Below are 25884 nucleotides of genomic sequence, written 5' to 3'. Positions count from 1 at the left end.
ATGGCTGGGCAGTTGCGGGTGCTCGGCAAGGAGAAACGGCGCCGGCTCGGGACGATGTGGAGGGCGGTGATACCGCCCGAGCAGCGGGCACGGATCGGCAGCCTCATCGACAGTGCCGAGGAACAGCTGCTCCAACTGCGCGGCGTGCAGACTGGGCCTACCGCCGAGGTTGCCCGGCAACTGCTGCGCAGCCTCGGTCACAGTGCCGGTCTGATCGAGGCGGCCTGAAGCGGACCGCGGTGGCAGCGGTGAACGGCGGAGTGCCGCTGGAGGAGGTGGCCCGGTGGGCGGACATTCCCGTCGAGGTGCTCAGGACGATGCTGACGGCGGGCGGGCAGGAAGACGGCGCCTGAGAACGACCAGGGGCGAGTGCATCGGCGGTTAGCTGATAGAGCACTCGCTTGTGGCAGAAATACTGAAAACAGCGGTGGCTGCCTACGGGAGCAGCTTGACTGACGCTGGTGAGCAGCACAGGAGCGGCCCGGTCCGGGGGCTGGGCAGGGCGAGCGGCCGTAGGTCGAGGGAGCGGGTTCGAGGCGGTTTTCCTCGACCCGGTGGGACAGTCGGTCCAGCAGCGGTGGGCGGATGCCGCCATGACCGTGGCGTTCGAGGAGTTGCCGCCGGTGTCGGCCTTCCCGGTGATCCCGGGACGGCGCTGGGGACCGGGCGTGTGGTGGTCAGCAACCACCGGCCGGCACGTGGCCGCGGGATCGAACGCGATGCGCACCCAGCTGATGGTCCTGGACCGCGACCCGCACGTGACCGGGCTCGCGGGGCGGCCGGTACGAGTGATCTGGCGCGACGAACGGGGACGGGTGCGCTCCTGGGTGCCGCAGCTGTTCGCCCGGTACCTCGACGGCACAGGTTCTGCTGGCCGACTGCCCCAGCCACCCGGAAGCCGGCGGCGACCGTGCTTTGAAGGCTGCCGAAGCGATGGGCGAGGCGTGTGAGGAGATCGGCTGGACCTACCGGCGCCTTGCGCCGCTCGACGATGTACCGGCCGCCAATCTGAAGTGGCTGGCCGGCTACCGCCATCCCCGCAACGCCGGGCGCCTGGGCCTGACGCCCGCGGTTTCTGGAGGCGTTCGCGCGGCCGCGGCCGCTGATCGAGGGAGCCGAAGCTGTCGGTGACCCGATCGAGGTTCTTCCCGCCGTCTTCCACGCCCTGTGGCACGGAGAGCTCACGACCAACCTGGAGGCGCCGCTGCACGAGTGCGCCCTCGTCGGCCCAGGGACTGGAACGGTCCGGACGAGACGGGAGGTGCCGGGTGAGCGCGCGGCGCAACGCGCGGCCGGCGGTGAAGGTCGGGCGCAGGTCCGGTTCCGCGGTGTGAAGTGGCAGGTGGCCGCCCTGTCCGGGCAGACCGTTCACCTCGTCGGCCCGGACGGCGGCGGTGAGGCGGTGCTCGCCGGGTACCTGTTCGCCGATCCCGGCTTCAGCATCATCGGGGCCGACGTGCCGCAGGCGGCCCCGCAGTGGGGGCTGTTCGAGACCGCGCCCGCCGCGGCGCGCGAGAAGGCCCTGGCCTGGCAGCGGCATGTACGGGAAGTCGAATGCGGCCTTGCCGACGGGCCCGGCAGCGGTGGAGTGGTGCGGCCGCAGTACGACCCCGAGCAGCACACGCTGGCCGAGCGGGAGCAGGCCAAGGCCGAGGAGCTGACCGTCCTGGGGTTCGGGCGGGTGTCGCGTACGACGGTGCAGCGCATGCGCCTGGCCTACCGCAAGCAGGGACTGTGGGGGCTCTTGGACCACCGGACCACCCGCGCCTCCAGCCCCACCGGACGTTCCGACGAACGGGTCGTCGACGCCGTCCGTGAGGCGCTGCGCCGCCGGCGCGGGCGTTCCACGGGCACCATCAACGGCCTGTTCCCTCTGATCAACCAGATCCTCAAGGACCGGCACGGCCCCGGTGCGGTGCCCGTGCCGTCCCAGGCCACGCTGTACCGGCTCGTCACCTCCCTCGCCCGCCCCGGTGAACTGCCCAGTGGTCCGGTGCGGCAGGTGCCCGCGAGTGTCGAGGGGCGGGCTTTCACCCCCGCCATGGCGCTGCGGCCGGGCGAGCAGGTCCAGATCGACACCACCCGCCTGGATGTCCTGGCCCTCTTCGACGACGGGCGCCTGGCCCGGCCCGAGCTGACTATCGCCGTCGACGTCGCCACCCGCGCCATCCTCGCCGCCGTGCTGTGCCCCAGCGCGACCAAAGCCGTGGATGCGGCCCTGCTGCTCGCGGAGATGGCCGTCCCCCACCCCGCCCGCCCGACCTGGCCGGACATCCTGCGCATGGACCACGCCCGCACACTTCCCCACGAGCGTCTGGCCACTGTGGACGAGCGTCTGGCCGGTGCGGCGGCCCGGCCGGTCGTGTTGCCCGAGATGATCGTCGTCGACCGGGGCAAAATCTTCGTCTCCCGGGCGTTCACCGCCGCCTGCGAGAGCCTCGGCATCAGCGTCCAGCCCGCCCCGCCCCGCGCCCCCACCGCGAAGGGCATCGTCGAGCGCACCTTCGGCTCCATCAACGCCCTGTTCTGCCAGCACCTGCCCGGCTACACCGGATCCGACGTCACCCGCCGCGGCCCCGACACCGAGAAAGACGCCTGCTACAGCGTCGCCCAGCTCCAGGACCTCCTCGATGAGTGGCTGGTGCACTACCACCACCGGCCCACGAAGGGCTGCGCCACCCGATGATGCCCAGGAAGGCACTCACGCCGAACGAGATGTGGGCCGCGCTCGTCGCCGTCGCCGGATACGTACCCGTCCCGTTGACCGGGCGCGACTACCTCGAACTGCTGCCCGTGCGCTGGCAGGCCATCACCCCCGCCGGCATCACCATCCACCACCGCACCTACGACGCGGATCTCCTCGCCCCGCACCGCGGCCAGGCCTCCCCCGTCGCCGGCCGCGGCGGGAAATGGGAGATCCACTACAACCCGCACGACGTGCGCCAGGTCTGGGTCCGGCTTCCCGACGGTGAACTCACCGAGATTCCGTGGATCCACCGCGACCACGTCCACCGGCCCTTCGACGAACGCACCTGGCAGCACATCCGCGCCCAGGCCGTTGACGGCAACCACGGTGATGCCGAGCAGTACGAAGCCGGCCTCGCCGATGCCCTCGACCAGCTCATGCGCCGCGTCCACAGCGGCCACGCCACCACAGCGGAGCAGGCACTCATGGCCCGCACCGCTCGCCTCCCGCTCCCCGAAGCCCGCGATGGGGACCACGGCACCGAAGCACCCGCTGGCAGCCCGGCGCAGCAAGGCGACGAAGGCAACGACGACAGCATCGACGACCTGCCCGACGACGACGTCAGCCCCGCCCCGGCCACCGGATTCGGGCTCTACAACGCGCACGAGGAAGCCGCCACATGGTGAACCCCAGCCAGACAAGCGCGAGCAGCACACCAGCCGGCGGCGTCGGCGGAGCCGAGCCGTCCTGGCCGCTGACCACCTGGCAGGGCTGGCACCGCTTCGCGACCACCGACCCCGTCGTCCCGCCCCGGCCCGGCGACCCGCCCCGTAGTGCGGAGGAACGCCTGGCCTACCACTCCAGCTTCGTCACCATCCGCACCCCCGCCATCCACGCCCTGGCCACTCAGGTCCGCACCCTAATGATCCTCGGACGCCACCAGCAGACCACCGCCCGGCCCTCCCTCATCGTCACCGGACGCGCCGCAGCAGGAAAAACCACCGCCCTCCTGAACGTCGGGCGTATCTGCCACCTCGCCCACACCCGCAAGAACCCGCCGCCACCGGGATCAGCGCATGCCGCGGTACCGGTCGCGTATGTTCTGGTCCCGCCCGGCGCGACCGCGAAGACCCTCATCACCGAGTTCGCCCGCTACCTCGGTATCCCCACAACCGCGCGCATGACCCAGACCCAGATCACCGAAGCCGTCTGCCACACCTACACCCAGGCCGGCGTCCAACTCGTCCTCATCGACGAGATCCACCGCCTCAACCCCCGCACCACCACCGGCGCCCAAACCGCCGACCTCATCAAGGACCTCAGCGAACGCCTTCCCGCCACGTTCGTCTACGCCGGCATCAACGTCACCGACACACCCCTGTTCACCGGGACGCGGGGCGCCCAACTCGCCGGACGCGCCACCCTCGTCGACTGCGGCCCCCTACCCGCCCGCCACGGCACCCGCCACCCGTTCCGCGACGTCATCACCGACATCGAAAACCATCTCGACCTCCAGCAGCACAAACCCGGCACCCTCCCCCGCCACACCCCCTACCTCCACCAGCGCACCGCCGGCCGCATCGGATCCCTCACCCGCCTCATCCGCCAAGCCGCGATCACCGCCATCCACGACGGCACCGAACGCATCACCAAAACCACCCTCGACACCATCCGCCTCGACCACCTCGCCGAAACCCACCACCGCCCCCGCCGAAGCCGATAGCCCACGCCCACTGAGCAGGCAGAACAGCCCTGACCAGCACAAACACCAATCGGGGCTTTTACACGCTAGAACCAACTACAACAGACCCAGCCCCACTCAACACAGAACACATAAGAAGCCGTTGTCTTTCCGAATGTGATCGCTGTGTTTTCGCTGTTCAGGCATGATGTCGGTGGTTCTGCGGCAGGGACGACACGTCGTGTTGTGTCGTCGGGGAGGTATGCGGGTGCCGTCGGTGATGGGGATGTTGGAGGCTCGGGAGTCGGCTGCCCGGGTGCGGGTGGAGGAACTGCGTGCCGAGGCGGACCGGGTTCGGGTTGAGCTGGTAGAGGCGGAAGCCGTGCTGGGCCGGCGGGTCGTCGCGCTTGCGGAGCTGGCCGAGGTCCTGGCTGCGGGTGCTGTGCTGCCAGAGCCGGTCGGGCCGGCGCCGGTTCCGGTCGAGGTGAGGGAGCCCGCGGCCGGTTCGGTGGTCCCCGTGTGGCGCGAGGGTGTCACGGCCCAGGTGCTTGCTCCTGAGTACCGCAGGTTGCTGGCGGTGCTGGAGGCCGACAGTGGCGGCCAGGGACTGCGGGCGAGGGGCCTGGCTGCCCGATTGGGTCTGGAGTTGGTGCCGGCGAAGGTCGAGGGTGTGCGGGTGAAGGCGAAGCGGCTGGTCGCGCGGGGCTGGCTGGCGGAGGACCGGCCGGGTCTGTTCATCCTGCGATGTCCGGCGCAGTGAGTGATCAGGTGCGGCGGCGGGCGAGGCGGCGTCCCATGAGTATGGCCATCGACCAGTGCACCACGGCTTCGCTGGTGGCGGGGCGGGTCTCGTAGTCGCGGGTCAGGCGGCGGGAGCGCATCAGCCAGGCCAGGGTGCGCTCGACGCACCAGCGTCGGGGCAGTACGACGAAGCCACGGGTATTGTCGCTGCGTTTGACGATCTCCAGGGTGAGGCGGAGTTTGTTCCTGGCCCAGTCAACGAGGCGGCCTGTGTAGCCGCCGTCGGCCCACACGAGCCGGATCTTGCGGTGACGGGCCAGCAGGCGGGGCAGCATGCCGCAGGCGGCGTCCCGGTCAGTGACGTCGGCCGGGGTGACCAGCACCATCAGCAGCAGACCAAGGCAGTCCACGATCAGGTGCCGCTTGCGGCCGTTGATGTTCTTGGCCCCGTCGAAGCCCCGTGACCGTGCCGGGACGGATGCGGCTGCCTTGACCGACTGCGAGTCGACGATCGCGGCCGTTGGTTCCCTCTCCCGCCCCTGGCTTTCGCGAACCCGGCTGCACAGCCGGTCGTGGAACTCGGTGATCAGGCGATGGTCACGCCAGCGGCGGAAGAACGCGTAGACGCGGTCCCAGTCGGGAAAGTCCGCGGGCATCGCCCGCCACTTGATCCCGTTGTCCACGAGATACCGGACTGCGTCGATCATCTGCCGGTGGCAATAGCCCTCCGGCCGGCCGCCCTTGCCGTTCATCCACGCCGGCACCGGCAGCAGGCTGCGGACCACCACCCACTCCGCGTCGGTCATGTCCGACGGATAGCGTCGCACACTCCCGGCACGATCGGCCGCGTTGCCGTACACGTGCGCGAGGCAATCACACGGCCGAGCAGGCGAGTTGGACGCAGCAGGCAACGACGCGGAAGACTGCGACACCAGGGCCTCCTGTTGCTCATGGACTTCGACACCCACGAGCTGTGCAGGAGGCCCTGCCTCCATGCCCGGAAAACCGGAAATCACCCGCCCGAGACGCCGCACTCGAACCCACACCCACCATGATCGGTATGACAACGGCTTCTAACCCCAGCCCACACACCCCGGCCACCCCCGCCGAACCGCCAAATCCGCCTCTCAACAAACCCACAACACCCCAGGCCACCAACGACCCAGCACACCAACAACCCCCCTTCCGAGCGTTAGGATGTCAGGGAGTCTGGATGGGGCGGGGCCGCGTCGCTGCGCGGCCCCGCCGTTGCTGGGCAGGGGTCAGCGGTCTTGGGCGAGGGCGTTCAGTTCACCCAGGAGGCTTCCTTCGGTGGCGACAAGGTCGTCGAAGGTGCCCTCTTCGCGGAGGCGTCCTTTGTCGAGGACGATGACTCGGTCGGCCATCCGGGTCGCGGCCAGGCGGTGCGTGACGACCACGGTGATCCGGCCGGGTGCCATCGCGCGCAGCTCCCGGAAGATGAGGTGCTCGCCGCGAGCATCCATCTCGCTGGTGGGCTCGTCCAGCACGAGCACCGCCGGCGCCCGGTAAAGGGCCCGTCCGCATGCCAGGCGCTGCCACTGCCCACCGGATAGTTCGTGCCCGCCCCACACCGAGCGGGCCAGCAGGGTATCGAGCCGGTCCGGGAGTTTTTGGAGGGCCTGGGTCATGCCGACCCGTTCGGCGGCGTCCCAGACGGGGTCGTCGGTGTGTTCGCGGGGCTGGCCGAGGGTGATGTTCTCGCGGGCGGCCAGCGGCCAGTGCCCGTTCTTCTGGGGGACCAGGCCGACGTGCCGCCAGGCGGATTCCGCGTCGGCGGTGGTCAGGTCGGTGTTGTCCCAGTGGACCGTTCCGCCGGTCGGCAGGGTCAGTCCGGTGAGCAGGCGGATCAGGGTCGACTTGCCGGCGCCGTTCTCGCCGACGAGGGCGACGACTTCGCCGCGGTTGAGGGTGAGGGTGATCGGGTGCAGCGCGGGTGTGTCCTTGTCGGGGTAGGTGAACTCGGCCTCGTGTAGGTGGATGCGCTGCGGCGCGCTGGCCTGGGTGGTGCCGCGGGTGGTGGTCATGGAGCGGACTTCGTCGGTGAATTCGTGGTAGTCGTGCAGGTAGAGGCCGTGGTGGAACATCACCGCCCCGTACCGGATGATCGAGTTGAGGGCGCGTCCGGCCGTCTGCGAGGCGACGATGGCGATGCCGGCGATGGCGGTGGACATCGCTCCGGAGAGGGCGAGTGCGGCCAGGGCCGCCCACATGCCGAGCGTGAACAGGCCCGCCAGGGAGGCGGCGAGGAGCGTCACGAATAGGTACGGGCGGGCTCCTTGGAGTTCGCGGCCTTCGACCCTGTCGCACATCACCCGGTACCAGGAGTACAGGTAGGGGCGCATGGTGTTGGCGCGCAGTTCGTCGGCGAGATCAGGGGTGGTCAGCCACCAGCGCATCATGCCGCGTACATTCCGGGCGGAAATGGTGCGGTCGTGAATGCGGTAGTCGATGCGCGCGGCGATCACGCCGCCCATGCCTCTGGGGATGACGGACAGCAGCAGTACGCCCAGGAGCAGGGGGTGGAGGGCAGTCAGGACGGTCGCGGCGGACACGAGCTGGACCAGGCCGTTGGTCAGCGTCTTGGCGTCGTCCGCGAGGTCGATCGCGCGCAGGGCGCCGATCTCCGCGGCCCGGCTGCGGTCGGTGAACCCTTCGGTGTCGTAGGCGGAGAGTTCGGCCTTCATGTGGAGGTCGACCAGGGTGAGATCGACGGCGGAGGCGATCTGCGGGTTCAGTCGGCGGGTGGCCCAGTCTGCGAGGATCCACATGCTGGCGCCGAGCGCCATGGCGACGAGGGCGACCGTCAGCGCCGGCCAGGCCCGTTCCAGCCCGGTGCGGGCGTCGGCGGTAGCGAGGTGGGGCATCGCTTTGGCGACTGCGGTGAGCATGACGGCGGTGCCCAGGCCGGACAGCACCTGGCATACGAGGATCGTAAGCGTCATGCGCCGGTCGACGGACCATGCCAGCCGGGCCGTCTGGGCCAGCGCGGTCGGGATACGGCGGGCCATGTCCGCCAGGCTCGCGTCGTCCATGGCCCGGCGGTGCTTGCGCCCGTGGTAGTCCAGCTCGGGTGGAGCCGAGGGCTGAGGATCGGCCGGGCGCGGCGTGGGGACGGTAGCCGTGCCGTCCGCCGGGGGCGGGGTTTGCGGTACGGCGGGAGCGGTCGGCCGTGCGGTGCTGCGGGGGCGCCTCATGCGAACACCTCCGTCATCAGCCGGTTCAAGACGGCCCGACCGGGGCCCGTGGCGGCCCGTGAATCCTCGTACGCCCCGCCCAAGGCGAGGGAGCAGGGCGCCTCCAGTTCAGCCGGGACGGTCGGCAGGTGGTGCCGGCAGTCGTTGGTGAGTAGGAGGTCCCGAACATGGGAGTCGTCCCGCTGGCAGTCGTCCCTGGTTCCAGCGGCGACGCAGATGGCTCGCTCGGTGCAGCCGCGCGAAGCCTTGATACGTGCCTTGGCGTCGCTCATGCCCCCCACCTCGGTGACGGTCGTGATGCGGCTGCGAACGGTGCGCGGCGTGCGGCAGCCGGGCGCTGGACGCGCTGGAGACCCGTGGGCTTGGCGGCCCGAGCGGGAGGATTCTCGAACGCGGGGTAGGCGGCGGGACGAGGGCGCACAGGATTCACGGTTTACTCCTCAGGTAGAGATCGCATTGAGCACTCGGACAACGTGGGTGCCCACGTGGCCGATACGGGCTGGGCCGGGCGATGGGTCGAGCGCAGGTTCGAGATAGGGCGCGTCGCTCAGGCGTGGACGGCACTCCCCTGCGTTCGATTCACTCGTCGGGAGGACAGCGGCGAAGGTGTAACGCGGGTGGGGGATTGCGTGAGGCTGTCGACAGCACTGGTCTCCTCGGTGAGGGTGATGGGCCTGCGGGAGGGAACCATCGACCAGGCCACTGACAATCGGGCGGCGGCGGTGCCGGGTTCCGGACAATCCGAGCCTTCTTTTCGGCGTTGGGCAACGGTTCGCGAAGGTCGGCCGGTGACCTGGGTGAAAGCCGGAAGAAACGGCTTTCGAAGCAGCAGGTGAGTTACCGAGGTTGAGCCGTTGGCAAGTTGGCTTGAACTGCCCCCAGCCCGTCGTGCGGTTGGGTGGATTCGCACGTGGCAGGCCACGAGCGCGCGGAGTGAGGATTAAGGTCGCTTCCGGCGCCCACCTGGTGAGTGCCCGCAGGGGGCCGCCCTTGGCCAGGGCGGGTTTCGGCAGGTGGAGCTCACCAGATCCGCGCCCCGCTTGGCCGGCGGTGAGCCCTGGGGCCTGCGGAAGGTCACGAAGGAGCGCACATGGCGATTCCCACCTGCACGTTCACGACGTGGTCACCGCCTACCTGCGTCGCCATCCTGCCGAGCAGGCACTCCTGGAGCCGCCCCTTCGTCGCTTGGCGGCGGGCGGCACGGACTTCGGCGGCCACGTGACCATCTCAGGTGTCGTCGTCAACGACGGCGACGAAGTCCTGATGCTCCAGGACGAGGCATCGGGGCGACGCATCCCACCGGGAGGTCCCTGCGCCTGCTGATCGCACGTTGACCGGCGCCGTACGGCGGGCGGTCGCCACCGAGACCGGCATCACGGCCCTTCAGCCACTCTGCAGCGGCGAACCGGTCCACGTCGGCGTCCACCCGACCGGCGCCGCCCCGCAGCAACGCGAGCCAGCACACCACATCGACGTCCGCTTCCTCTTCCGCACCCGGTGCATCCCCGAGATCACCCCGGCCGGCGATGGAGCCGGCGCCGAATCGTGCGGTCCCTCGCAGTTGGACGACCCCGTGCTGCGCGCCCGCGTCCTGAAGGTGCTGGGACGCCCGCAACAAGTCCGTCCGGCCAAGGACGACCCGTACGGCACCCTCGTGGTGATCACCAACAGGGCCGGGTGAAGTCCTCATGCACCTGCGGGACGACAAGGAAGGCATCTGGGCGCCGAGCACCTGGGCACCGCTGGGCGGTGGCGCCGAACCCGGCGACGCAGACCCCCTCGCCACCGGCGTCCGCGAACTCGACGAGGAAACCGGGCTGAAGGACATCGCGCTCGCCCCGATGTTCCGCATCCTCTCCGACGGCTACCCCGTCCACATCTTCCACGGTCGGTGGGACGGCGACCCCGACACCCTGATCCTGACCGAGGGCACCGATCTCACTTTCATCAACCCCCGCGACATGCGCCGCCTGCCGATGAGCCCGCTGGCCCGCTATGCCGCGCTGCGCGGGCTCTCAGCCGATCTGGAGGACCGGGCCCACGCCGACGGCATCCGCGACCTGCTCTCCGCGGCCCTCATCCTCCGCGATGACACGATCCTGTTCGTGCGGCGCAGGCCGGAGGACTGCCTCGGCGGCACATCGGAACTCCCCAGCGGGAAGCGTGAGAAGAACGAATCCATCCTGGACTGCCCCACCCGGAAGGTCTGCGGAACGATCAGCCTGCCCCTCACGTCGGTCGACCAATACCTGGCCACTTCGATGACACCAACACACGCGGCGGCCTCAGCCGCCAGTTCGTCTTCACCCTGACTGCCGACCACCCCAGCTCCGTCATCCTCACCGAGCACGACCGCCACCAGTAGATCCCCCGTACCGACGGCCTACCGTCCACTTCAGATGACCTTCGGGCGTTCCTGCGGGCCGTTCACAAGCTGCGAAGTTGAAACACGCGATCGCATCGCCGGTGACAGCGCGGGCGATGGTCTCGGAGTTTTCAGGCGTACCGATCGATGCGAGCGTCTTGGGCGTTTCGATGAGTACATGCGAGACCCGCACGGTCGGATCAGGACCCGGGCACTGCACGCCTACCTGCAGTAGCGCAACCAGAACGCCCGCCACCCCGACATTCTGGCCCCCCAACGACGCGAAGGTGCCCGAATCCGCAGCGAAAGAAGCATCCATTGGGACGGCAGACCCCTACCCACGGGGGCCTGATCACTCAACCCGGTGAACCTTCCCGGTCACAGCACAAGCCGCGGACACGGAAGGTGACGGAGCCCGAGAGCATGTCCAGCTCCCGGGCTCCAGCTTGCCACCCATTTGCGCACACCGGCGGCGTTTAAGAACCGCGGGTCATGTTGAGATCGACGTGTTCTGCCTTTGAACTACAGCGCCACGAGAGAGGCGCCGGAGGGACTTGAACCCCCATCCGTCGATGTTCGCCCACGTTCGGTCGATCCGGTGTTCGGCGGCGAATACTGAGACTGGAGCGAGAATCTGAGTTTCACGGGGCCGCCTCTGCCAGGCTTGGGCCACCCCCGCACGTGGTGCGGGGAGAGGGATTCGAACCCCCAACTGACACCCCTTGATCAGCTTCAACATCAGTTTCAGCTTGCGCTCATCGCGCACCCTCCGCTCGCGACGGAGGGCGTATGTGGGGGCTACCGGAAGAGGTAGCCGAATACCGCGTCACCGACCCGCTGGTCGGTGACCTCGGTGTTGTTCGCCTCCTCGCGGGCGAACTTGACGGACTGCTGGAGCTTCTCGACGCGGTCGAGGAGCTCGTTGACCCGCCGGGCGGGCAGCGCGCCGGAGAACTTCACCGTGGTCCAGTAACCGACCGGGACGTCCTCGTAGTACACCTCGACCTGCGCCGGGTGCTTCTCCGTGGCCTCGGCCTTCACGTGGTTGCGCGGAACCTTCTTCGTGCGGATGGTCCGCACCGGGTCCGTCTTCCACGAGTCCGTCGAGGGGTCCAGGTTCCACGACTCGGACGCGTCGAGCACCGGCAGCTTGCGCACGAAGGTGTGCAGGTCGGTGAGTTGCTTCTCCAGGAACAACAGGTACGGGACGGGCACCTGGGGCAACAGCACCGTACCGTCGACCACCACGTCCGCGACCGCGGACCGGTTCGCCCAGTCCTTCGTCGCGGTCACGTCGAAGAGCCGCGTCAGCGTCCCGGCGGTCGCCCGCAGAGCGTCCTCGGCCTTGATCTGCACCCGCGTGGACTCGGGCGGCAACTGCTCGCCCTCCTCGTCCTTGGGCTGGTAGGTCCGGGAGATACCGGCCAGCAGGGCGGGCTTCTGCACGTCCTGGTGAACCTGGGTGAGCTCTTGGAGGGCCTTGGACTTGACGCCCTTTTCGACTGCGATGATCTGATTCAGCTTCGGCACACGGCAAACCTAACAACCCCGCGCCGCACGCACATCCGATTAATACTCCAGCCGTAGATCGTGATCTTGTTGCTGGAGTGTGGTGGAGAGGGGCCGTCGTCGGTCATCGATGAGATCGAGCTGGGCATCAGAGGCGTCCGCTACTCAAGTTCTCCGAGACGGCGGGCATCTTTGATCTCCTGGAGCCTGGCAGCCGTCAACGGGGTCCACTCCCTCCTCTGTCCGGCGGCACGGAGGGCTTCTCCGACCTCGCTGAGCTTCGCGGCGGACAACACGCCCACACGCTCGATCAGGTCGTCCCGGGCCACGGTGGTCAGCCATGTGCAAGGAGTAAAGCCTGGACGCAGGAACGCGAACCGCAGCACCCCTTCGAAGGGCAGTCCTTCCCGGGCGCCTACGGCCACTTCAACGCCCAGGCCGCTGATGTCGACACCCGCGGGAGCAACGACCTGCATCGCCTGGAACCCGGATGACTCGTCGTCCGACAGCAGCACGACCGGGCGTCGCTCGTCGAAGTCGACCCACCAGACTTCGCCGCGTTGCATGTGTCCTCCTGGCACGAGACGGCGGGCGAACGCTGCGTGCCCGAGCGGGGCACGGGATGGGGCCCGTCTTCGCACGTCGTGACCGAGGGCGCGGTGAAGACGGGTGCGGCCACCGCTGATCATCGGTGTGTGAAGACTAACGATCTTGCGGTGGCCGCAGGTCACAGCGTAGACCCTGCCCGCTGGCAGGAGGCGTTCGAGGTCCTGATGGGCCGAATAGCGGGCCGGTTCGCGCGGGTGGAGCCGAGGCGCCGGGTGCGGGACCTGGTGCTGGGACTGTTGTCGGACCTGCCGCGCAAGAACTGCTGGAGCATCGCCGAGTGGGCCGGGGATGCCAGTCCGGACGGCATGCAGCACCTGCTCGGCCGGGCCAAGTGGGATGCCGACCGCGTGCGTGATGACGTGCGCGAGTACGTGCTGGAGCATCTGCACGACGAGGACGCAGTGCTGGTCGTCGATGAGACCGGGGACGTGCCCCGCCTCACCGCATCCGCGCCCTCCCGTCGCAACGCGGCCACCAACCTGCCGAAGCAACGCGGGCTCAGCCCAGTGAATGGAGCTATGCAGGACGGCTCGGGCGCCGTGATCACAACTGCTACAGCCCGTCATCATCGCAAGGCAGTTCGCTTCGCCTTGCACAAGATGGGCGCCCGCGACTGCACGCTCCGTACTGCGATGCCGGCTCAAGCTGCGATGCCGGCTTCGGGTTGGAGTGCAGGGCCGAGCAGCAGGCCACCGTCCAGGACGAATTCCGAGCCCGTAGCGAAAGATGCGTCCTGGGAGGTGATGAAGAGCAACAGGCGGGTGATGTCAGAGGGTTCGGCGAGGCGGGGGATGGCGAAGGGGTCGGGCGAGTAGAAGTCGGCTATGGCCGGCTGGCCTGCGACGGTGGGTTCGTTGATCAGCGGTGTGGAGACGACGCCGGGGTGGATGGAGTTGACCCGGATGTTGTCCCGTCCCAGCTCCAGCGCGGCCGTCTTGGTCAGCCCGCGCACGGCCCACTTGCTGGCGGTGTAGGGGGCGTAGAAGGCCGTGCCGACGTGGGCCATGGTCGAGGCGATGTTGACAATGGTTCCCCCACCGCCCCTGCGCATCGACGGAGCCACGGCCTTGATGCCGAGGAACTGGCCGGTGACGTTGACGCTGAAGGTGTGCTCCCAGGTGCGGAGTTCGGTGTGCTCGATAGGGGCCGCCGGGTTCTGGACACCCGCGTTGTTCACCAGGATGGTGATCGGCCCGAATCGGCCTTCGACGTCTCGCACCACCGCCGCCCATTCGTCCTCGCTGGCGACATCCAGGTGAACGGACAGAGCACGATGACCGAGCTGAGCAGCGAGATCGCGGCCGGCGTCGCCGCGGCCGGCAATGACGACGTTCGCCCCCTCGGCGTGGTAGCCCTGTACATGACTGCTGCCCATGCCCCCGCTGCCGCCCGTGACGATGACGGTCTGGCCCTCAAAGCGTCCCATGGTGCATCCTTCCAGGCTTGCACTAGTGGTGAGCCGAGTGACTCACCTCTTCTCTCAAGGTAAGGGCAGGACTGGAGGCGAGTCAAGTGACTCACCTCGTAGCGAGAGGCATACTGGAGGCATGACGGCACAGCCTTCGGAGTACCACCGGCGCGTGGCAGCGCAGAAGCGTACGTCCATCATCGAGGCAGCGACGAAGTTGTTCCTCGACTCCAGCTACGACGGCACCTCGCTGGCCCGCATCGCCGAGGCGGCCGGAGTGTCGAGGGCGACTCTGTTCAAGCAGTTCACCACCAAGGCGGCCCTTTTCGAGGCGATCGTCACCGAATACTGGAAGGTCGACGAGGAGGAGGCGCCTCTCCCTGAGCCAGGAAACCTACGTGCAGGGCTTGAGACCATCGGACGCCGATACGTGGCGCTTCTCACCCAGCCCGGCATGGCCGCCCTCTTCCGCATCGTCATCGCTGAGGTACCGCGCTTCCCCGAGCTCGGCGAGACCCAGTTCAAGCTCGGCAAGATGCCCTACTTCGAATCGGTCCGCCGCTATCTGGCGGCGGAGAACGCCGCTGGTACAGCCCGGCTTGACGATGCGGAGATGGCAGCGACCCAATTCCTCGGGATGATCTCCAACTACGTGTTCTGGCCGCGAATGCTACTCGCACACTGGGAGCCCGACGACTCCGCCATTACCGACGCGGTCGACCAAGCGGTGCTGACCATGCTCGCCCGATACGGCACGCCAGGGACCCACGGCGCCTAAGACACCAGATGCCCCACCGCTCTGCGTAACCACCCGACACCTCCCGCACGGGTAGACGTTCGACCCCGTTGAGCACGCAATCGCTCACGCACAGTGCCGGAACTCTTGGAACTGCCGCCTTCGCGACGGAGGCGCGCCCGATAGCCCGCGGCCCCTGCAGCCGATCGAAGCCAAAGGCCAATTGCGGGACAGCCCTTAACGGCAGAATGGCGACCCTCAGCCCTCAACGCCTCAGGAACCGGCCACGTCCACCCGTACGCGGGAGAGGCGTTCCGATAAAGGCGCATCTCTTTCGACACCCTGCCCCGCAGGCCAGGACGATCCGCTACCGCTGGGCCTGCGATTGCGTGGCATTGCCCCACGGCGCAACCACTCCTCCGGCACCGCCGGCTATTCATCGGACAACACCGACTCGGCCTCGGCCGCCTGCAACTGCAGCTCAATGCGTCGTACAGGTAGCGCAGAATCTCCATCGCCGCGTCCATCTTCGGCCAGTCCCACCCTGCCCCGCTCCCAGATGACCACCGCCGTGCGATCTCCGCACGCCCCGGCGATCTCCAGCATGGGGCGACGCGGACTCTCCACCACCTGGCCGCCAGCCCCCGCCGGCTGACTACCCTTGGACGGCTTGCACTGAATTCGGCAGCATCGACGACCCCCGGCTGAAGCGCATCACCGAAGGCTTCCCGCCGCACTGCGCCGCCCGCCCGAGAGCAAGGCGCCACCGAGCAGCAGGTGTTCGGCATCGCCGCCGAAGGCCCGCAGGGGAAGAACTTCAAGGAGCGCGGCCGCCGCGCCCGCGAGGCTGCACAGGGCGTCTGCCGGTCAGGACTCCCCCGGCCGTAGGCGGATCGCGAACTCGGCCGGCTCGAAGAGGTCGTGGGACTCCTGGGTACGGCACATCCTCACGAAGTCCGTCAGGAGGTGGTTGCCGGATGCGGGTCGCCGAGGTACGGGAACCGGTCCAGGATGTCGGTGTGCGGCGTCAGTCCGGTCGGAGGCGCCTCGTTCTTGGTGAGGAACGCGACGCGGATGTCGATGACGTCTTCCCTGAATGTGCGGCCATTCGGGTACGCAGCAGGCATGGACGGGTTGAAGTGCAGCACGTCGGGCAGAAGGCCGTGCTCGTCGAGCGCGGCGATCGCCTCCTCACGCGAGTAGCCGCCGGTGTGGCCCAGCAGGTGGACGAACTGATCCGTCCACCTGGCCCGGTCGTTGACCGGCTCGCTGGCGTTGTACTCCTCCTTCGTGTCGTCAGTGTTGAAGAAGCTGCTCATTGACGGGTGCCCAGCGCGGTCCGCGTGAACGAGTTCGCCATCGCGCAGGACGCTGCACCGGCCCCAGATGTGCAACTCGGGCTTGGGGGCCAGTTGCGCGGTTGGCAGCTCGATGGCCATGGAGAAGACATTGGCCTTGGTGTTGGAGTCGATGCCGGTCCACGGGGACTTTCCGCCCAGATGCGGCGCGGTGAAGTTCCGCTTGCCGCTGGTGTCGAACAGATTCTTGACTCCGTCGAAGTCGAAGAAGAAGGCGTCACTGCGGCTACCGGCAGCGACCTTGTAATCGCCGCTGCTGACCACGTTGGCCCGGGGCCCGAAGGAGACGGCGGCGTCCGACACGATTTTGGTGCCGACCGCCTCGGGCCTGCGGGACTCCGCACCGGTTGCCATGAAGGCGCTGTATGTCTGCGAGCCATCGGATGCCGGCGGGCTGAAGACCCAACTGAAGGCGTGGTCGGTCAGGTAATCGCCGTCGTTGTCAATGTTCAGGCGGTAGACGGCGTCGGGGTGCATGGCATCTGCGTGGGGATTGGCGTTGAGAATGAGAACGGTCCTGCTCGGATCTCCGGGTGCCCCGAAGGCGTACAGGTCACACAGATCGAGGCGCTGGTCGCCTAGTGGTGGCCCGAGGCTGAGGCCGGTGAAGTGGTTGGACATGTCAGGCCCTTACGTTGTCTGCCCGTCGGAAACCGCTAGAGCCCTCAAACGGCCGTTCTTGGGCGCGTGAGGTACACCCCCACCTGGGGTAAATCCACGCTAGCCGCCGGAGCAGTCCGGCCATCGAATGCGCAGGCGCGGCCGTCAATCAACGCTCGAACGGCTCACCGGCAAGGACCTGCACGGCGCGGACTGATCAGTGCGAACCTGCTTGGCACGATCCTGTCCGGCCCAGCACGCGCATTTCAGGGTCGGCGCCGGGCGACGAACTCGATTCCGCCGGCCGCGGCGTTGGTCTGGTACGTCGGTGGGGAGGCGGCTGCGACGGCTGCGGCAGTCCGGTGTGGTGCGCCGCCGGCCTACTGATGGTGCGCCGCAACGTCCCGCGGGATCTCATGGCGTTCCTGCACCATGTCCACGATCGCGCCGTGCTGCGGCAGGACGGGCCGGTCAACCAGTTCCACCACTTCGACCTGCAGCACCACCTCGTACATCAGCAGCCCTGACCAGGCCCACGGCAAGGGTGGAACGGACGCTGCGCCCGAAGCGAACCCGCGCGGCAGGCTTCGGCGATCAGGCGCTCTGGGTACCGCGGGCTGATGTCGAAGGCCGGCCGTCGCTGAGAATGGAAGCCTCTGCGGTGCGGATCGACGTTCCGCCGCCTCCATCAACTCCTCGGTCGGTGGAGACGTCACCCCGCCCTGGGCTGCCATACCGTCCACCTGCCCATTGGTGTCATCCGTCGGCCAGTTGCTGGATGATCTTAAGTGTCTGACCTGCTCCGTTCTCGGTCACCAGACGTTTCGCCGCTCCTGCGGCGGCTTGGCTGTGTGCCTGCTGCTTCACCACTTGTTCAAGTGAGTCGGCAAGCCTCTCTGCGGTAAGGGACCGGAAGGGGATCGGGTCGGTGGCGGCGCCGAGGGCGGCGAGTCGCCTCGCCCAGAACGGCTGGTCTCCGGTCACCGGCACGGTGACCGCAGGCACTCCGGCGCGCAGCGCGGCGGCCGAGGTGCCGGCCCCACCATGGTGGACCACCGCGGCCAGCCGTGGAAAAAGCAGGGCGTGCGGCACATCCCCGATGGTGAGCACGTCGTCCCCGTCGGCGGCGAGTTCGGCGCTGCCGGCTTGGAGGATTCCCCGCAGCCCGGCGTGGCGCAGGGCTCGTACAGCGATCTCGCTCAGCCGTTCCCCGTCACCGGACGCCATGCTCCCGAAGCCGATGAGGACGGGCCGGGGCCCGGCACACAGGAAGTCCTCAAGCTCGGTAGGCAGCCGTTCGGATTCATCATGATGGGGCCACCAGTTGCCTACGACCTTCAGGCCAGAACGCCAGTCGGAGGGACGGGGCACCAGGGTCGCGCTGAAGCCGTGCAGAACGGTCCACTCCGCCTGTTCCTGTCGTCGACGCATCTCGGAGGGGGAGGCCGGGGGGAGCTCAAGGCGGTGGCGCAGCTTTGCGGCCGCCTGGTCGTAGACGCGGTCGGCCATCCGCAGTGCGAAGCGTCCGGTTGCTCGGTTGGCGAGACGTCCCAGCGAGCGGGAGCCTGTCACGACGGGCGGGAAGTCGCCGGTCGGTGCGGTGGGCTGGAGGTACACGCCGAGGCTCGGTATGCCCATGGCCTCGGTGAGGTGCCAGCCGAGCGGGGCCGTAGTGGTCGACAGGAGAAGCAAGTCCGTGCCCTGGTCCACCGCATCCGCGAAGCCCTGACCAAGGTCGGTGATGAACGCGGCAGCGGTCCGCATCAGTTCACGTTTGCCTGTGCCGCCGCGCACTCGTGTGTCGCCAGGCAGACAGCGGAATTCCAGCCCTGCGTCGCGTACGAGGGGCGCGAAGGTGTCCGTGGCGGCGAGGGCAACGTCGTACCCGGCCCTGCGCAGTTCAGCACCCAGGCCCGTGTAGGGGGCGACGTCGCCGCGCGATCCGGCCGTGGCGATCAGGATCCTCATCGGCCCTCCTCGAAAACGCTCCCGCCACCTGCGTGGCGGGCCGCGTTGGCGTAGACCGCGTGGTGTGTATACGCGGCCAGGCCCGGGCGTTGCTGCGAGGGCGGTACGACCAGAGCGAAGGCGCGCGGGTCGGCGATGAAGTCGTCCGCGATGCGCCGGTGCATGTCAGGCGGGCAGGCGGCAAACCAGCGTGCGACATGCAAGCGGTGCTCCTCGGCGAGGTCCATGGCCCGCTCGCCGTCGCTCGGCTCCCCCTCGTCGAAGGCCGCGAGCAGCTCGGCGCGCCAGGCGGCGGCCTCCTCCATGAGCTGACGCCAATCCTCCTTGGTGTGGGCAGCCGCGCGTGTCATCGCCTCGTGCTTCCCCTGCGATCGCGCCCATTTCAGATCTGCCTCGGTGGCATAGCTCAGGTCGAAGGTGACCTCACCAAAGACCTCGAAGCGTTCTTGAGGAGTCAGGGACACTCCGGTCTTCTGGACCTCTATCGCCCGTTCCGCCACCTCGGCCAGCCGCTGCAGCCTGGCGATCTCCTCGGTCAGCTCCCGTTGCCGGGCCCGTAGCCGCTCCAGGGGGTTCGCCTGCGGATCCTTGAAGATCGCCGCGATCTCGTCGAGGGGGAAGCCGAGCTCGCGGTAGAAGAGGATCTGCTGGAGACGGACCAGGTCAGCCTCGCTGTAGAGCCGGTATCCGGCGTGGCTGCGGTCACTGGGCGACAGTAGTCCCGCCTTGTCGTAGTGATGCAGTGTCCGCACTGTCACGCCGGCGAAGGCCGAGACCTGCCCCACGGAGTAGCTCATCCACCTGCCCTTTCGTCGGCATACAGCCTCAAGCCTGACGTAAGGGGAGGGTCAACTCGCGCTCGAAGCGGGGCATGCGCGGGCCGCTTCGGTGACGAGAGACGCAGAGATCATTCGTTGAGGTTCTGGCGAGGAGGGGGTGCCGCCCGTGGCCCACGGAATCCGAACCGGGCCCCAGCAGGTTCTCCCCGAAGCCGTCCCTGTTGGAGTTCCCCAATAGCTGGCATGCGGCCTGCGACGACGCTCTGCACGAGTCTTGTTCATGGTCGGCAGCGACGCGACGAGCGGATCACGGCCTTGCGCTGCGCGAGCCCTCTCCGGGGTCGCGGGGGACTTCCGTGCGCGCCGCCGCGGACCGCGCTGCGTGGTCAGTGGGGCTAGGCCATCCGCGTGAACCAGTCCGCCGCCGCGTCGCCGACCTCCTCCAGCGCGCCCGGCTCCGGGAACAGGTGCGTCGCGCCCGGGATCACGCGCAGTTCGTGTGGTGCGGTGAGTTGCTGCGCGGCTTCCTCGTTGAGCCTGATCACGGCGTCGTCCCGGCCGCCGACGAGCAGCAGGACTGGCGCGCGTACCTCGGCGAGCGCGCCGCCCGCGAGATCGGGGCGGCCGCCGCGGGAGACCACGGCCCGTACGAGCTCGGGACGCTCGGCCGCGGTGATCAGGGCCGCCGCGGCGCCGGTGCTGGCGCCGAAGAGCCCGATGGGCAGATCAGTGGCGCGGGCCGCGAGCCAGTCGGCAGCGCCGCTGAGCCGGCGAGCCAGCAGGGTGATGTCGAAACGGTGCTCGCGGGTGACCGCATCGGTCTGGTCCTCGGCCGGCGTGAGCAGATCCAGGAGCAGGGTGCCGAAACCGCGATCGTTCAACTGGGCGGCGACGGCCTGGTTGCGCGGGCTGTGCCGCGAACTGCCGCTGCCGTGGGCGAACAGCACCAGGCCCGCGGCCTCATCGGGCACCGCGAGGTCGCCGCTGAGCCGCGTGCCGGCGATCGGAAGGGTCACGCTCTCGACGGGCATGGTCGCCTCCCGGCTTCTCTGGGACGGTGTTGCTGAGGGTCGGTCCAGGACAAGGATGGGGCAAAACCAGGAGCACACCCGAAGACGCCGTACGGCGCGTCGCTGCGACGTGGGAAGAATTCAGCCTCGCGGCTCTGCTGGGAAGCCTGGGCCGTTGTGCACGCTCCTCCGGCGTCGTCCGGTGGGACCGCCTCGGCGCCCCGGACGGGGAGCCGCTGGTATTGCTGCACGGCACACCGTTCTCGTCGTACGTCTGGTCGACGGCGTGGCCCGTCCTGTCTGTCGCTACGGCAGGGGCCGAGGTCGCCGTCGACGACGGTCTCGGAGATCGGGGCGCTCCCAGAGGCCGAGGATCTCGTTCGCCAGGGCGACGGTCGGTCGCGGATCCCAGTCGGCGCAGACCTTGATGGCGGCGTCCCGTTCCGGATCCTGGACCAGGTCGGTGAGGGACTCGGCGAACAGCCCGCCACCGACGCTCTGCTCGTGGTCGAGCACGATGATCTGACCCGAAGTGGCCCCCGGGCCCGGCGTCAGATCGACGGCCACCTGATCCCCACCGCCGGTGTCGCCGATGACGATCCATCCCGGCGAGCCGACCACGTCCTGCACGGCAGCGTTGGTGCCGAAGGTGGTCAGGTCCTGCCCGCTGCTGCGGGACTCCACCGAGTTGATCGCGATGAGGAGGGGCCCGGGTTCTGCGGTGCGGGTGTACCGGTGGTGCTCAGGCGCCTCCCTGGGCGCGGCCCCACAGCATCAACAGCACGATGGTGGGCATCGGCGTCAGCAGCCAGCCGGAGTTGTCACCAGCGGCGTCCGATGATCTGGCTAATGGGATCGGTCGGAGCAGTCTGGTTGTCACAGGCGCGGCATCCGGCTTGTCACATACGCGCATTCAGTAGTCCTTCTGTCACCAGAAGCGAAGATCGAGAGCCTGCGGCTCGTCTTGGCGGTTCTATGGGTGCATTGGCCCAAGGCCCGGAATCGTCGGGTCGCAGAAGACAGGTGATGGAAATGCGAGATGAGGCCGCCAAGCGGGTCGAGCTGGTCTTCTCCCTCTTCGACGCCAACGGCAACGGAGTCATCGACTCCGACGACTTCGACCTGATGACGGGCCGTGTTCTGGAGGCGGCGGCTGCTTCGGACGGCGGCGCCAAGGCCGCCATCCGGGCCGCGTTCCGCCGCTACTGGACGACGCTGGCCACTGAACTGGACGCCAATGGCGACGGTGTGATCACCGTGGACGAGTTCCGTCCGTTCGTGCTCGACCCCGAGCGTTTCGGTCCCACGATCGCCGAGTTCGCCGAGGCCCTCTCCGCACTCGGCGACCCCGACGAGGACGGCCTGATCGAGCGGCCCCTCTTCGTATCGCTGATGAGGGCGATCGGCTTCGAGGAGGCGAGCAGCCACGCCCTCTTCGACGCCTTCGGTCCGGACGCCGAGGGCCGCATCACCGTGGCTACGTGGGCCGCCGGCATCAAGGACTACTACGCGCCGGACTTGGCCGGGATCCCGGGCGACCATCTGGCGGCTGCCCGGGCCGGCTGACACGGTCGTCAGCGGCATTACCGGCCGTGGGCGCCACCGCTACGACGTCACCGAACTGCGGCTTCCATCGGGGACGTCCCATCGAGCAGGGCCCGCGGCCGGGGCCCGCTCTCAGCCCCAGTGCGACGTCGTCGTGAGCGGTCGGGCGTCACGGCGAGGGCTTGTGCGCGAACACCCACCGGTTTCCCTCCAGTGCATCGTTGGGCTCGGGCAGAGGGCCGCGTCGGTGCCGGCGGGTGAAGTCGAAGGGCGTGTGCATCGAGGTGGACCAGCCCTTGGCCGTCAGATCGCCCGCGGAGTCGGGTCGTGGCCCCTTGTCGAAGAGGTGGAGCAGGTCGATGCCGATCTGCTCACGCGTCGCCGTGTAGATCGGGCTGTCGCGGTACGCCTGCAGGTCCTTTTCCAGCTTGGCCTCGAAGGCCAGTGCGCTGCCTCCGGCGGCCAGCCTGTCCACCGTGTCGATGAGGTACGTCTCGGCGGGGCCCGGCAGGTAGAAGAGGAGTCCCTCGGCCAGCCAGACACTCGGTGCGGCCGGGTCGAAGCCGACCGTGGTCAGTGCGCTGACCCAGCCCTCGCGCAAGTCGATCGGAACGGGGACGCGCTTCACCTTCGGGGCGGCCGACAGGTCCGTGAGCACCTGTTGCTTGAAGGCCAGCACGCTCGCCCTGTCGATCTCGAAGATGACGCAGTCGGACGGCAGATCCAGCCGGAAGGCGCGGGTGTCCAGCCCCGCTCCCAGCAGGACCACTTGGCGGGCGCTCGCACCGACCGACCGGAGGAGGAAGTCGTCAAGGGCCCTCGTCCGCAGGCCGAAGTAGCGGGCGAACCTCCCCCACAGCGGGTTGTCGTCCCCGTCCGGAACCTGCTCGATGCGCACCGGCCAGTCCGCGCAGGCAGGGGCCGCGCGCACGAAGTGTTCCGCGTAGGCGTCCTGGGCCAGGCTGTCGTAGCGGTGTGTCTCGATGGCCCGTGCCGCGGCGACCAGGAGGGCGGTCAGGCCCACGCCTCCGTCCACGCCTTCCACGTCTGTGTGCTGGGGCGTCGTGCCTGCCATGTTTCCTCCGTCGGCGGAAGTGGGGGATGCGGGCTGCTCACTTGTCTGATGGGGTGAGTCCTTGCCGCCGCGTGCCTCGCTCATCGGCTTGTTCTCTCCGGAAGCAGGACGGGTTTGACCACACGGCCCGCGTCGCAGTCGCGTTCGGCCTCGTTGATGCCGGCCAACGGGTAGGTGCGGATCAGTTGGTCGAACGGGAAGCGTCCGGCCTGCCACAGTCCGATCAGCCGGGGTACCAGCACTCCGGGTACAGCATCTCCTTCGCAGATGTGGCGAATGCTGCGGCCGCGGTCGAGCGTGCCCGGTTCGAGCGCCAGTGGGGTGTGGAGGCGTGCCACCAGGCCGAGGCTGCCGGTGGGACGCAGGGCTTGGAGCGCCTTGTTGATGAGCGGGGGTGAGGCCGTGGTGTCCAGCGCGTACTGGGCGCCGCCGTCGGTCAACCGCCGGATCCGTTCGGGCAGGTCGGGTGAGGCGGCAGGCAGGGGGGTCGCGCCGAACCGCTCGGCCAAGGCGAGCCTCTCGGGATGCCGGTCGACGGCCACGGTCAGTACGCCTGCGGCGGTGGCCGCCATCACCGCGGCCAGGCCCACCGCTCCCGCACCGAAGACCACGAGGGTGTCGCCGGGACCTGCGCCGAAGGTGTTCAGCACGGCTCCGGCGCCGGTGAGGGAACCGCAGCCGAGGGGCCCGAGCAGTTCGAGCGGTAGTGCGGGGTCGACCCGTACGGCGTTGCGAGCCGGAACGAGGGCGTACTCGGCGAACGAGGACTGCCCGAACCACCGGGGTGCCAGTGCTTTGCCGGTCGCGTCGGTGAGCCGCGGCGGTTCCTCCTTGCGCCCTCCGAAGAGGTTGAGGGAAGCGAAGGAGTCGCAGTAGGCAGGGGCCGCCGCGCGGCAGGTCCGGCAGTGTCCACAGGAGTCGAAGCTCAGCACGACGTGGTCACCGACGCCGATCGCGGCGTCCGGGCCGCCCCCCGTCCGCACCACGACCCCGGCGCCCTCATGGCCGAGGATGGCCGGCACCGGGCTCCGGCCGGCGGACCGCCGGACCGCGAGATCGGTCCGGCACATCCCGGTGCCCGCGATCTCGACCAGGATCTCGCCGACGGCGGGCTCTGTCCGCAGAACCACCTCCTCGACCGTGAACGGGTTCTCGTACGAGCGCAGTACGGCCGCCTCGAACCTCATCGTCACGCCTCCTGCGGGCGGTGGACGACGAACGGCCGGAGGTTGCCGTACAGCCCCCACGGCCCGCCCGCGACGCCGACCCCGCTGTTCTTGACACCTGCGAAGGGCTGGGCGAGGGACAGTTCCGCATGATGGTTGACCCAGGCTGTGCCGCATTCGAGCCGCTCGGCCACCGCCTCGGCCCGGTCGAGATCGGTGCCCCATACGGAGCCGCCCAGTCCGAAGCCGGTGCCGTTGGCCGCGTCGACGGCTTCGTCGAGGCACTGGTACGGCAGCACCGGAAGAACCGGTCCGAACTGTTCCTGGGTCACCACCGGAGTGCCGGGCGGCACATCGGTGAGGATCGTGGGAGCGAAGAAGTACCCCGGTCCGTCCAGCCGGTGGCCGCCCGCCGCCGCCCGGGCACCGTCCACGAGAGCCTGCTGTGTGACCTGCTCGATTCGGGCGAGCTGCGGGACGTTGTTGACAGGGCCCAGCCGGGTGTCCGGGTCGAGGCCGGCCCCGACGGCGACGGTCTTCGCGCGCTGGGCGAGGGCTTCGACGACCTCGGCGTGCAACCGGGCCGGTGCGTAGACGCGTTTGACCGCCATGCAGACCTGCCCGCAGTTGCGAAACGCCGCCCAGAACAGCCGGTCTGCGATCCGGTCCACGTCGACGTCGTCCAGCAGGACGGCGGCGTCATTGCCGCCCAGCTCCAAAGTGACCCGGGCGAGCGAGGCCGCCGCCGCTTCGGCGACGGCCCGCCCGGTGGACACCGAACCGGTGAAGGTGACGTGGCGGATGCCCGGATGGGACGCGAGACGGGCACCGAGGGGTTCGCGGCCGGTGACGACGGTCAGGACGTCCTCGGGCAGGACGGTGGCAAGGATGGAACCGAGCAGCCGGGTGGCCAAAGGGGTGAACGGGGACGGTTTGAGGACCATGGTGTTGCCCGCCGCGAGCGCGGGCGCGAACTTCGCCGCCGCGAGCTGGAGGGGAAAGTTCCACGGCACGATCGCGGCGACGGGCCCGAGTGGTCGCCAGCGGATCTCGCTGCGCAGCGGCCGGCCGTCGACGATCCGCCGGGTTCTGGGGGTGAGGTCTGCGAAGTAGCGCAGGCGGGCCGCCGTACGGGCGACCTCCGCGTACGACTCGGCCAGGGGCTTGCCCTGCTCCCGGGTGAGCAAGCGGGCGAGGTCATCGCCGGCCGCCTCCACTGCACCGGCCGCCACGCGCAACGCAGCGGTGCGTGCGACGGGGTCGGCCCGCCAACCGTACCAGGCCCGGTGGGCACGGTCGACCACGGCGTCCAACTCGTCCGGCTGCTGATCGGGAGCCTCGTCGAAAGCTTCCCCGGTGGCCGGGTCGACGACGGCGAAACGTACGGCCTGGAGTCCGGGGACGCGATCGGCCTCAGAGGTCGGCATGGCGGC

Annotated in this window: 24 protein-coding genes and 6 pseudogenes; 14 read left to right on the top strand and 16 right to left on the bottom strand. The window is 69.0% G+C overall.

Translation table 11 applies throughout. The features are described from left to right. From CXR04_RS36345 to CXR04_RS35030, 6 genes and pseudogenes are all read left to right on the top strand, one after another. Positions 1 to 228: pseudogene (locus CXR04_RS36345) on the top strand (DNA-binding protein); the annotation flags it as partial. A gap of 233 nt (positions 229 to 461) precedes the next feature. Further along, positions 462 to 1237, top strand: a pseudogene (locus CXR04_RS36985) (TnsA-like heteromeric transposase endonuclease subunit); the annotation flags it as partial. Positions 1238 to 1330: 93 nt separating this feature from the next. Further along, on the top strand, positions 1331 to 2686 hold the full coding sequence (locus CXR04_RS36340; protein ID WP_234380861.1) for a hypothetical protein: 1356 nt from the start codon (positions 1331 to 1333) through the stop codon (positions 2684 to 2686). Continuing rightward, a complete protein-coding gene (locus CXR04_RS36335) occupies positions 2683 to 3372 on the top strand; it encodes a Mu transposase C-terminal domain-containing protein (protein WP_234380659.1) in 690 nt (229 codons plus the stop codon). The genes CXR04_RS36340 and CXR04_RS36335 overlap by 4 nt, the downstream gene beginning before the upstream one ends. Before the next feature lie 68 nt (positions 3373 to 3440). After that, positions 3441 to 4409 (top strand): ATP-binding protein, encoded by a 969-nt coding sequence (locus tag CXR04_RS34585; RefSeq protein ID WP_442802437.1) that lies wholly within the window; start codon positions 3441 to 3443, stop codon positions 4407 to 4409. A gap of 220 nt (positions 4410 to 4629) precedes the next feature. Then, positions 4630 to 5127 (top strand): hypothetical protein, encoded by a 498-nt coding sequence (locus CXR04_RS35030; RefSeq protein WP_442802340.1) that lies wholly within the window; start codon positions 4630 to 4632, stop codon positions 5125 to 5127. A 4-nt stretch (positions 5128 to 5131) separates the two neighbouring features. Here CXR04_RS35030 and CXR04_RS34575 read toward each other — a convergent pair whose 3' ends face one another. The 3 genes from CXR04_RS34575 to CXR04_RS34565 form a co-directional block, all read right to left on the bottom strand. After that, complete coding sequence (locus CXR04_RS34575) at positions 5132 to 5914, bottom strand: IS5 family transposase (RefSeq protein WP_101426112.1); 783 nt, start codon at positions 5912 to 5914, stop codon at positions 5132 to 5134. Positions 5915 to 6370: 456 nt separating this feature from the next. Further along, the gene (locus tag CXR04_RS34570) at positions 6371 to 8323 is read right to left on the bottom strand and encodes an ATP-binding cassette domain-containing protein (protein WP_101426111.1); all 1953 of its coding nucleotides are present in this window, start codon (positions 8321 to 8323) and stop codon (positions 6371 to 6373) included. After that, positions 8320 to 8595, bottom strand: a complete 276-nt coding sequence (locus CXR04_RS34565) for a hypothetical protein (RefSeq protein WP_101426110.1) — start codon at positions 8593 to 8595, stop codon at positions 8320 to 8322. Before CXR04_RS34565 ends, CXR04_RS34570 begins: the two co-directional genes overlap by 4 nt. 847 nt (positions 8596 to 9442) lie before the next feature. Here CXR04_RS34565 and CXR04_RS36330 point away from each other — a divergent pair. The 4 genes and pseudogenes from CXR04_RS36330 to CXR04_RS36315 form a co-directional block, all read left to right on the top strand. Beyond that, positions 9443 to 9646 carry a hypothetical protein gene (locus tag CXR04_RS36330; protein WP_234380657.1) on the top strand — a complete coding sequence of 68 codons (204 nt, stop codon included), beginning with the start codon at positions 9443 to 9445 and terminating at the stop codon, positions 9644 to 9646. A 7-nt stretch (positions 9647 to 9653) separates the two neighbouring features. Next, positions 9654 to 10004, top strand: coding sequence for a hypothetical protein (locus tag CXR04_RS36325; RefSeq protein WP_234380656.1), 351 nt, complete (start codon positions 9654 to 9656; stop codon positions 10002 to 10004). A 7-nt stretch (positions 10005 to 10011) separates the two neighbouring features. Beyond that, a complete protein-coding gene (locus CXR04_RS36320) occupies positions 10012 to 10635 on the top strand; it encodes an NUDIX domain-containing protein (protein ID WP_234380655.1) in 624 nt (207 codons plus the stop codon). Positions 10636 to 10890: 255 nt separating this feature from the next. Then, positions 10891 to 11040, top strand: a pseudogene (locus tag CXR04_RS36315) (IS630 family transposase); the annotation flags it as partial. A 446-nt stretch (positions 11041 to 11486) separates the two neighbouring features. Here the strand turns inward: CXR04_RS36315 and CXR04_RS34555 are convergent. Continuing rightward, positions 11487 to 12218, bottom strand: a complete 732-nt coding sequence (locus tag CXR04_RS34555) for a DUF7873 family protein (RefSeq protein WP_101426109.1) — start codon at positions 12216 to 12218, stop codon at positions 11487 to 11489. A gap of 140 nt (positions 12219 to 12358) precedes the next feature. Then, positions 12359 to 12763 (bottom strand): type II toxin-antitoxin system PemK/MazF family toxin, encoded by a 405-nt coding sequence (locus CXR04_RS34550; protein WP_101426108.1) that lies wholly within the window; start codon positions 12761 to 12763, stop codon positions 12359 to 12361. Between the two features lie 207 nt (positions 12764 to 12970). Here CXR04_RS34550 and CXR04_RS34545 point away from each other — a divergent pair. Continuing rightward, positions 12971 to 13270, top strand: a pseudogene (locus tag CXR04_RS34545) (transposase); the annotation flags it as partial. Here CXR04_RS34545 and CXR04_RS34540 read toward each other — a convergent pair. Together CXR04_RS34540 and CXR04_RS34535 are read right to left on the bottom strand one after the other, a co-directional pair. Beyond that, positions 13237 to 13353, bottom strand: a pseudogene (locus CXR04_RS34540) (IS5/IS1182 family transposase); the annotation flags it as partial. The pseudogenes CXR04_RS34545 and CXR04_RS34540 overlap by 34 nt on opposite strands. Before the next feature lie 93 nt (positions 13354 to 13446). Further along, positions 13447 to 14232 carry an SDR family NAD(P)-dependent oxidoreductase gene (locus CXR04_RS34535; protein WP_101426107.1) on the bottom strand — a complete coding sequence of 262 codons (786 nt, stop codon included), beginning with the start codon at positions 14230 to 14232 and terminating at the stop codon, positions 13447 to 13449. A gap of 121 nt (positions 14233 to 14353) precedes the next feature. Here CXR04_RS34535 and CXR04_RS34530 point away from each other — a divergent pair, with 121 nt between their 5' ends. Continuing rightward, positions 14354 to 14992 (top strand): TetR/AcrR family transcriptional regulator, encoded by a 639-nt coding sequence (locus tag CXR04_RS34530; RefSeq protein ID WP_101426106.1) that lies wholly within the window; start codon positions 14354 to 14356, stop codon positions 14990 to 14992. Between the two features lie 390 nt (positions 14993 to 15382). Here the strand turns inward: CXR04_RS34530 and CXR04_RS35025 are convergent, their stop codons facing one another. The 5 genes from CXR04_RS35025 to CXR04_RS34510 all read right to left on the bottom strand — a co-directional run bounded on the left by CXR04_RS35025 (position 15383) and on the right by CXR04_RS34510 (position 20686). Further along, positions 15383 to 15556 carry a hypothetical protein gene (locus CXR04_RS35025; protein WP_159072431.1) on the bottom strand — a complete coding sequence of 58 codons (174 nt, stop codon included), beginning with the start codon at positions 15554 to 15556 and terminating at the stop codon, positions 15383 to 15385. 353 nt (positions 15557 to 15909) lie between these two features. Further along, positions 15910 to 16929, bottom strand: a complete 1020-nt coding sequence (locus CXR04_RS34525) for a DUF4331 family protein (protein ID WP_101426105.1) — start codon at positions 16927 to 16929, stop codon at positions 15910 to 15912. Between the two features lie 735 nt (positions 16930 to 17664). Further along, on the bottom strand, positions 17665 to 18876 hold the full coding sequence (locus tag CXR04_RS34520) for a glycosyltransferase (RefSeq protein WP_101426104.1): 1212 nt from the start codon (positions 18874 to 18876) through the stop codon (positions 17665 to 17667). Then, positions 18873 to 19673 carry a MerR family transcriptional regulator gene (locus tag CXR04_RS34515; protein WP_101426103.1) on the bottom strand — a complete coding sequence of 267 codons (801 nt, stop codon included), beginning with the start codon at positions 19671 to 19673 and terminating at the stop codon, positions 18873 to 18875. The genes CXR04_RS34520 and CXR04_RS34515 overlap by 4 nt, the downstream gene beginning before the upstream one ends. A gap of 377 nt (positions 19674 to 20050) precedes the next feature. Beyond that, complete coding sequence (locus CXR04_RS34510; RefSeq protein WP_101426102.1) at positions 20051 to 20686, bottom strand: dienelactone hydrolase family protein; 636 nt, start codon at positions 20684 to 20686, stop codon at positions 20051 to 20053. 134 nt (positions 20687 to 20820) lie between these two features. On the opposite strand from CXR04_RS34510, the pseudogene CXR04_RS36310 reads away from it, so the two are divergent. Then, a pseudogene (locus tag CXR04_RS36310) lies at positions 20821 to 20943 on the top strand (alpha/beta fold hydrolase); the annotation flags it as partial. A 28-nt stretch (positions 20944 to 20971) separates the two neighbouring features. Here the strand turns inward: CXR04_RS36310 and CXR04_RS36980 are convergent. Continuing rightward, positions 20972 to 21349, bottom strand: a complete 378-nt coding sequence (locus tag CXR04_RS36980; RefSeq protein ID WP_442802436.1) for an SMI1/KNR4 family protein — start codon at positions 21347 to 21349, stop codon at positions 20972 to 20974. Positions 21350 to 21697: 348 nt separating this feature from the next. Here CXR04_RS36980 and CXR04_RS34495 point away from each other — a divergent pair, with 348 nt between their 5' ends. After that, the gene (locus tag CXR04_RS34495) at positions 21698 to 22231 is read left to right on the top strand and encodes an EF-hand domain-containing protein (RefSeq protein ID WP_101426101.1); all 534 of its coding nucleotides are present in this window, start codon (positions 21698 to 21700) and stop codon (positions 22229 to 22231) included. 148 nt (positions 22232 to 22379) lie between these two features. On the opposite strand, the gene CXR04_RS34490 is transcribed toward CXR04_RS34495, so the two are convergent. From CXR04_RS34490 to CXR04_RS34480, 3 genes are all read right to left on the bottom strand, one after another. After that, positions 22380 to 23285: a class I SAM-dependent methyltransferase gene (locus tag CXR04_RS34490; protein WP_101426100.1), complete on the bottom strand. Its 906-nt coding sequence runs from the start codon at positions 23283 to 23285 to the stop codon at positions 22380 to 22382. An 80-nt stretch (positions 23286 to 23365) separates the two neighbouring features. After that, a complete protein-coding gene (locus CXR04_RS34485; RefSeq protein WP_101426099.1) occupies positions 23366 to 24472 on the bottom strand; it encodes an NAD(P)-dependent alcohol dehydrogenase in 1107 nt (368 codons plus the stop codon). 2 nt (positions 24473 to 24474) lie between these two features. After that, positions 24475 to 25878, bottom strand: coding sequence for an aldehyde dehydrogenase family protein (locus tag CXR04_RS34480; RefSeq protein WP_101426098.1), 1404 nt, complete (start codon positions 25876 to 25878; stop codon positions 24475 to 24477). Between the last annotated feature and the right edge of the window lie 6 nt (positions 25879 to 25884).

Source organism: Streptomyces sp. CMB-StM0423 (assembly GCF_002847285.1).
GTDB lineage: Bacteria > Actinomycetota > Actinomycetes > Streptomycetales > Streptomycetaceae > Streptomyces.
The sequence above is the reverse complement of the archived record's forward strand: the minus strand, read 5'-3'. Positions and strand labels throughout refer to the sequence as shown.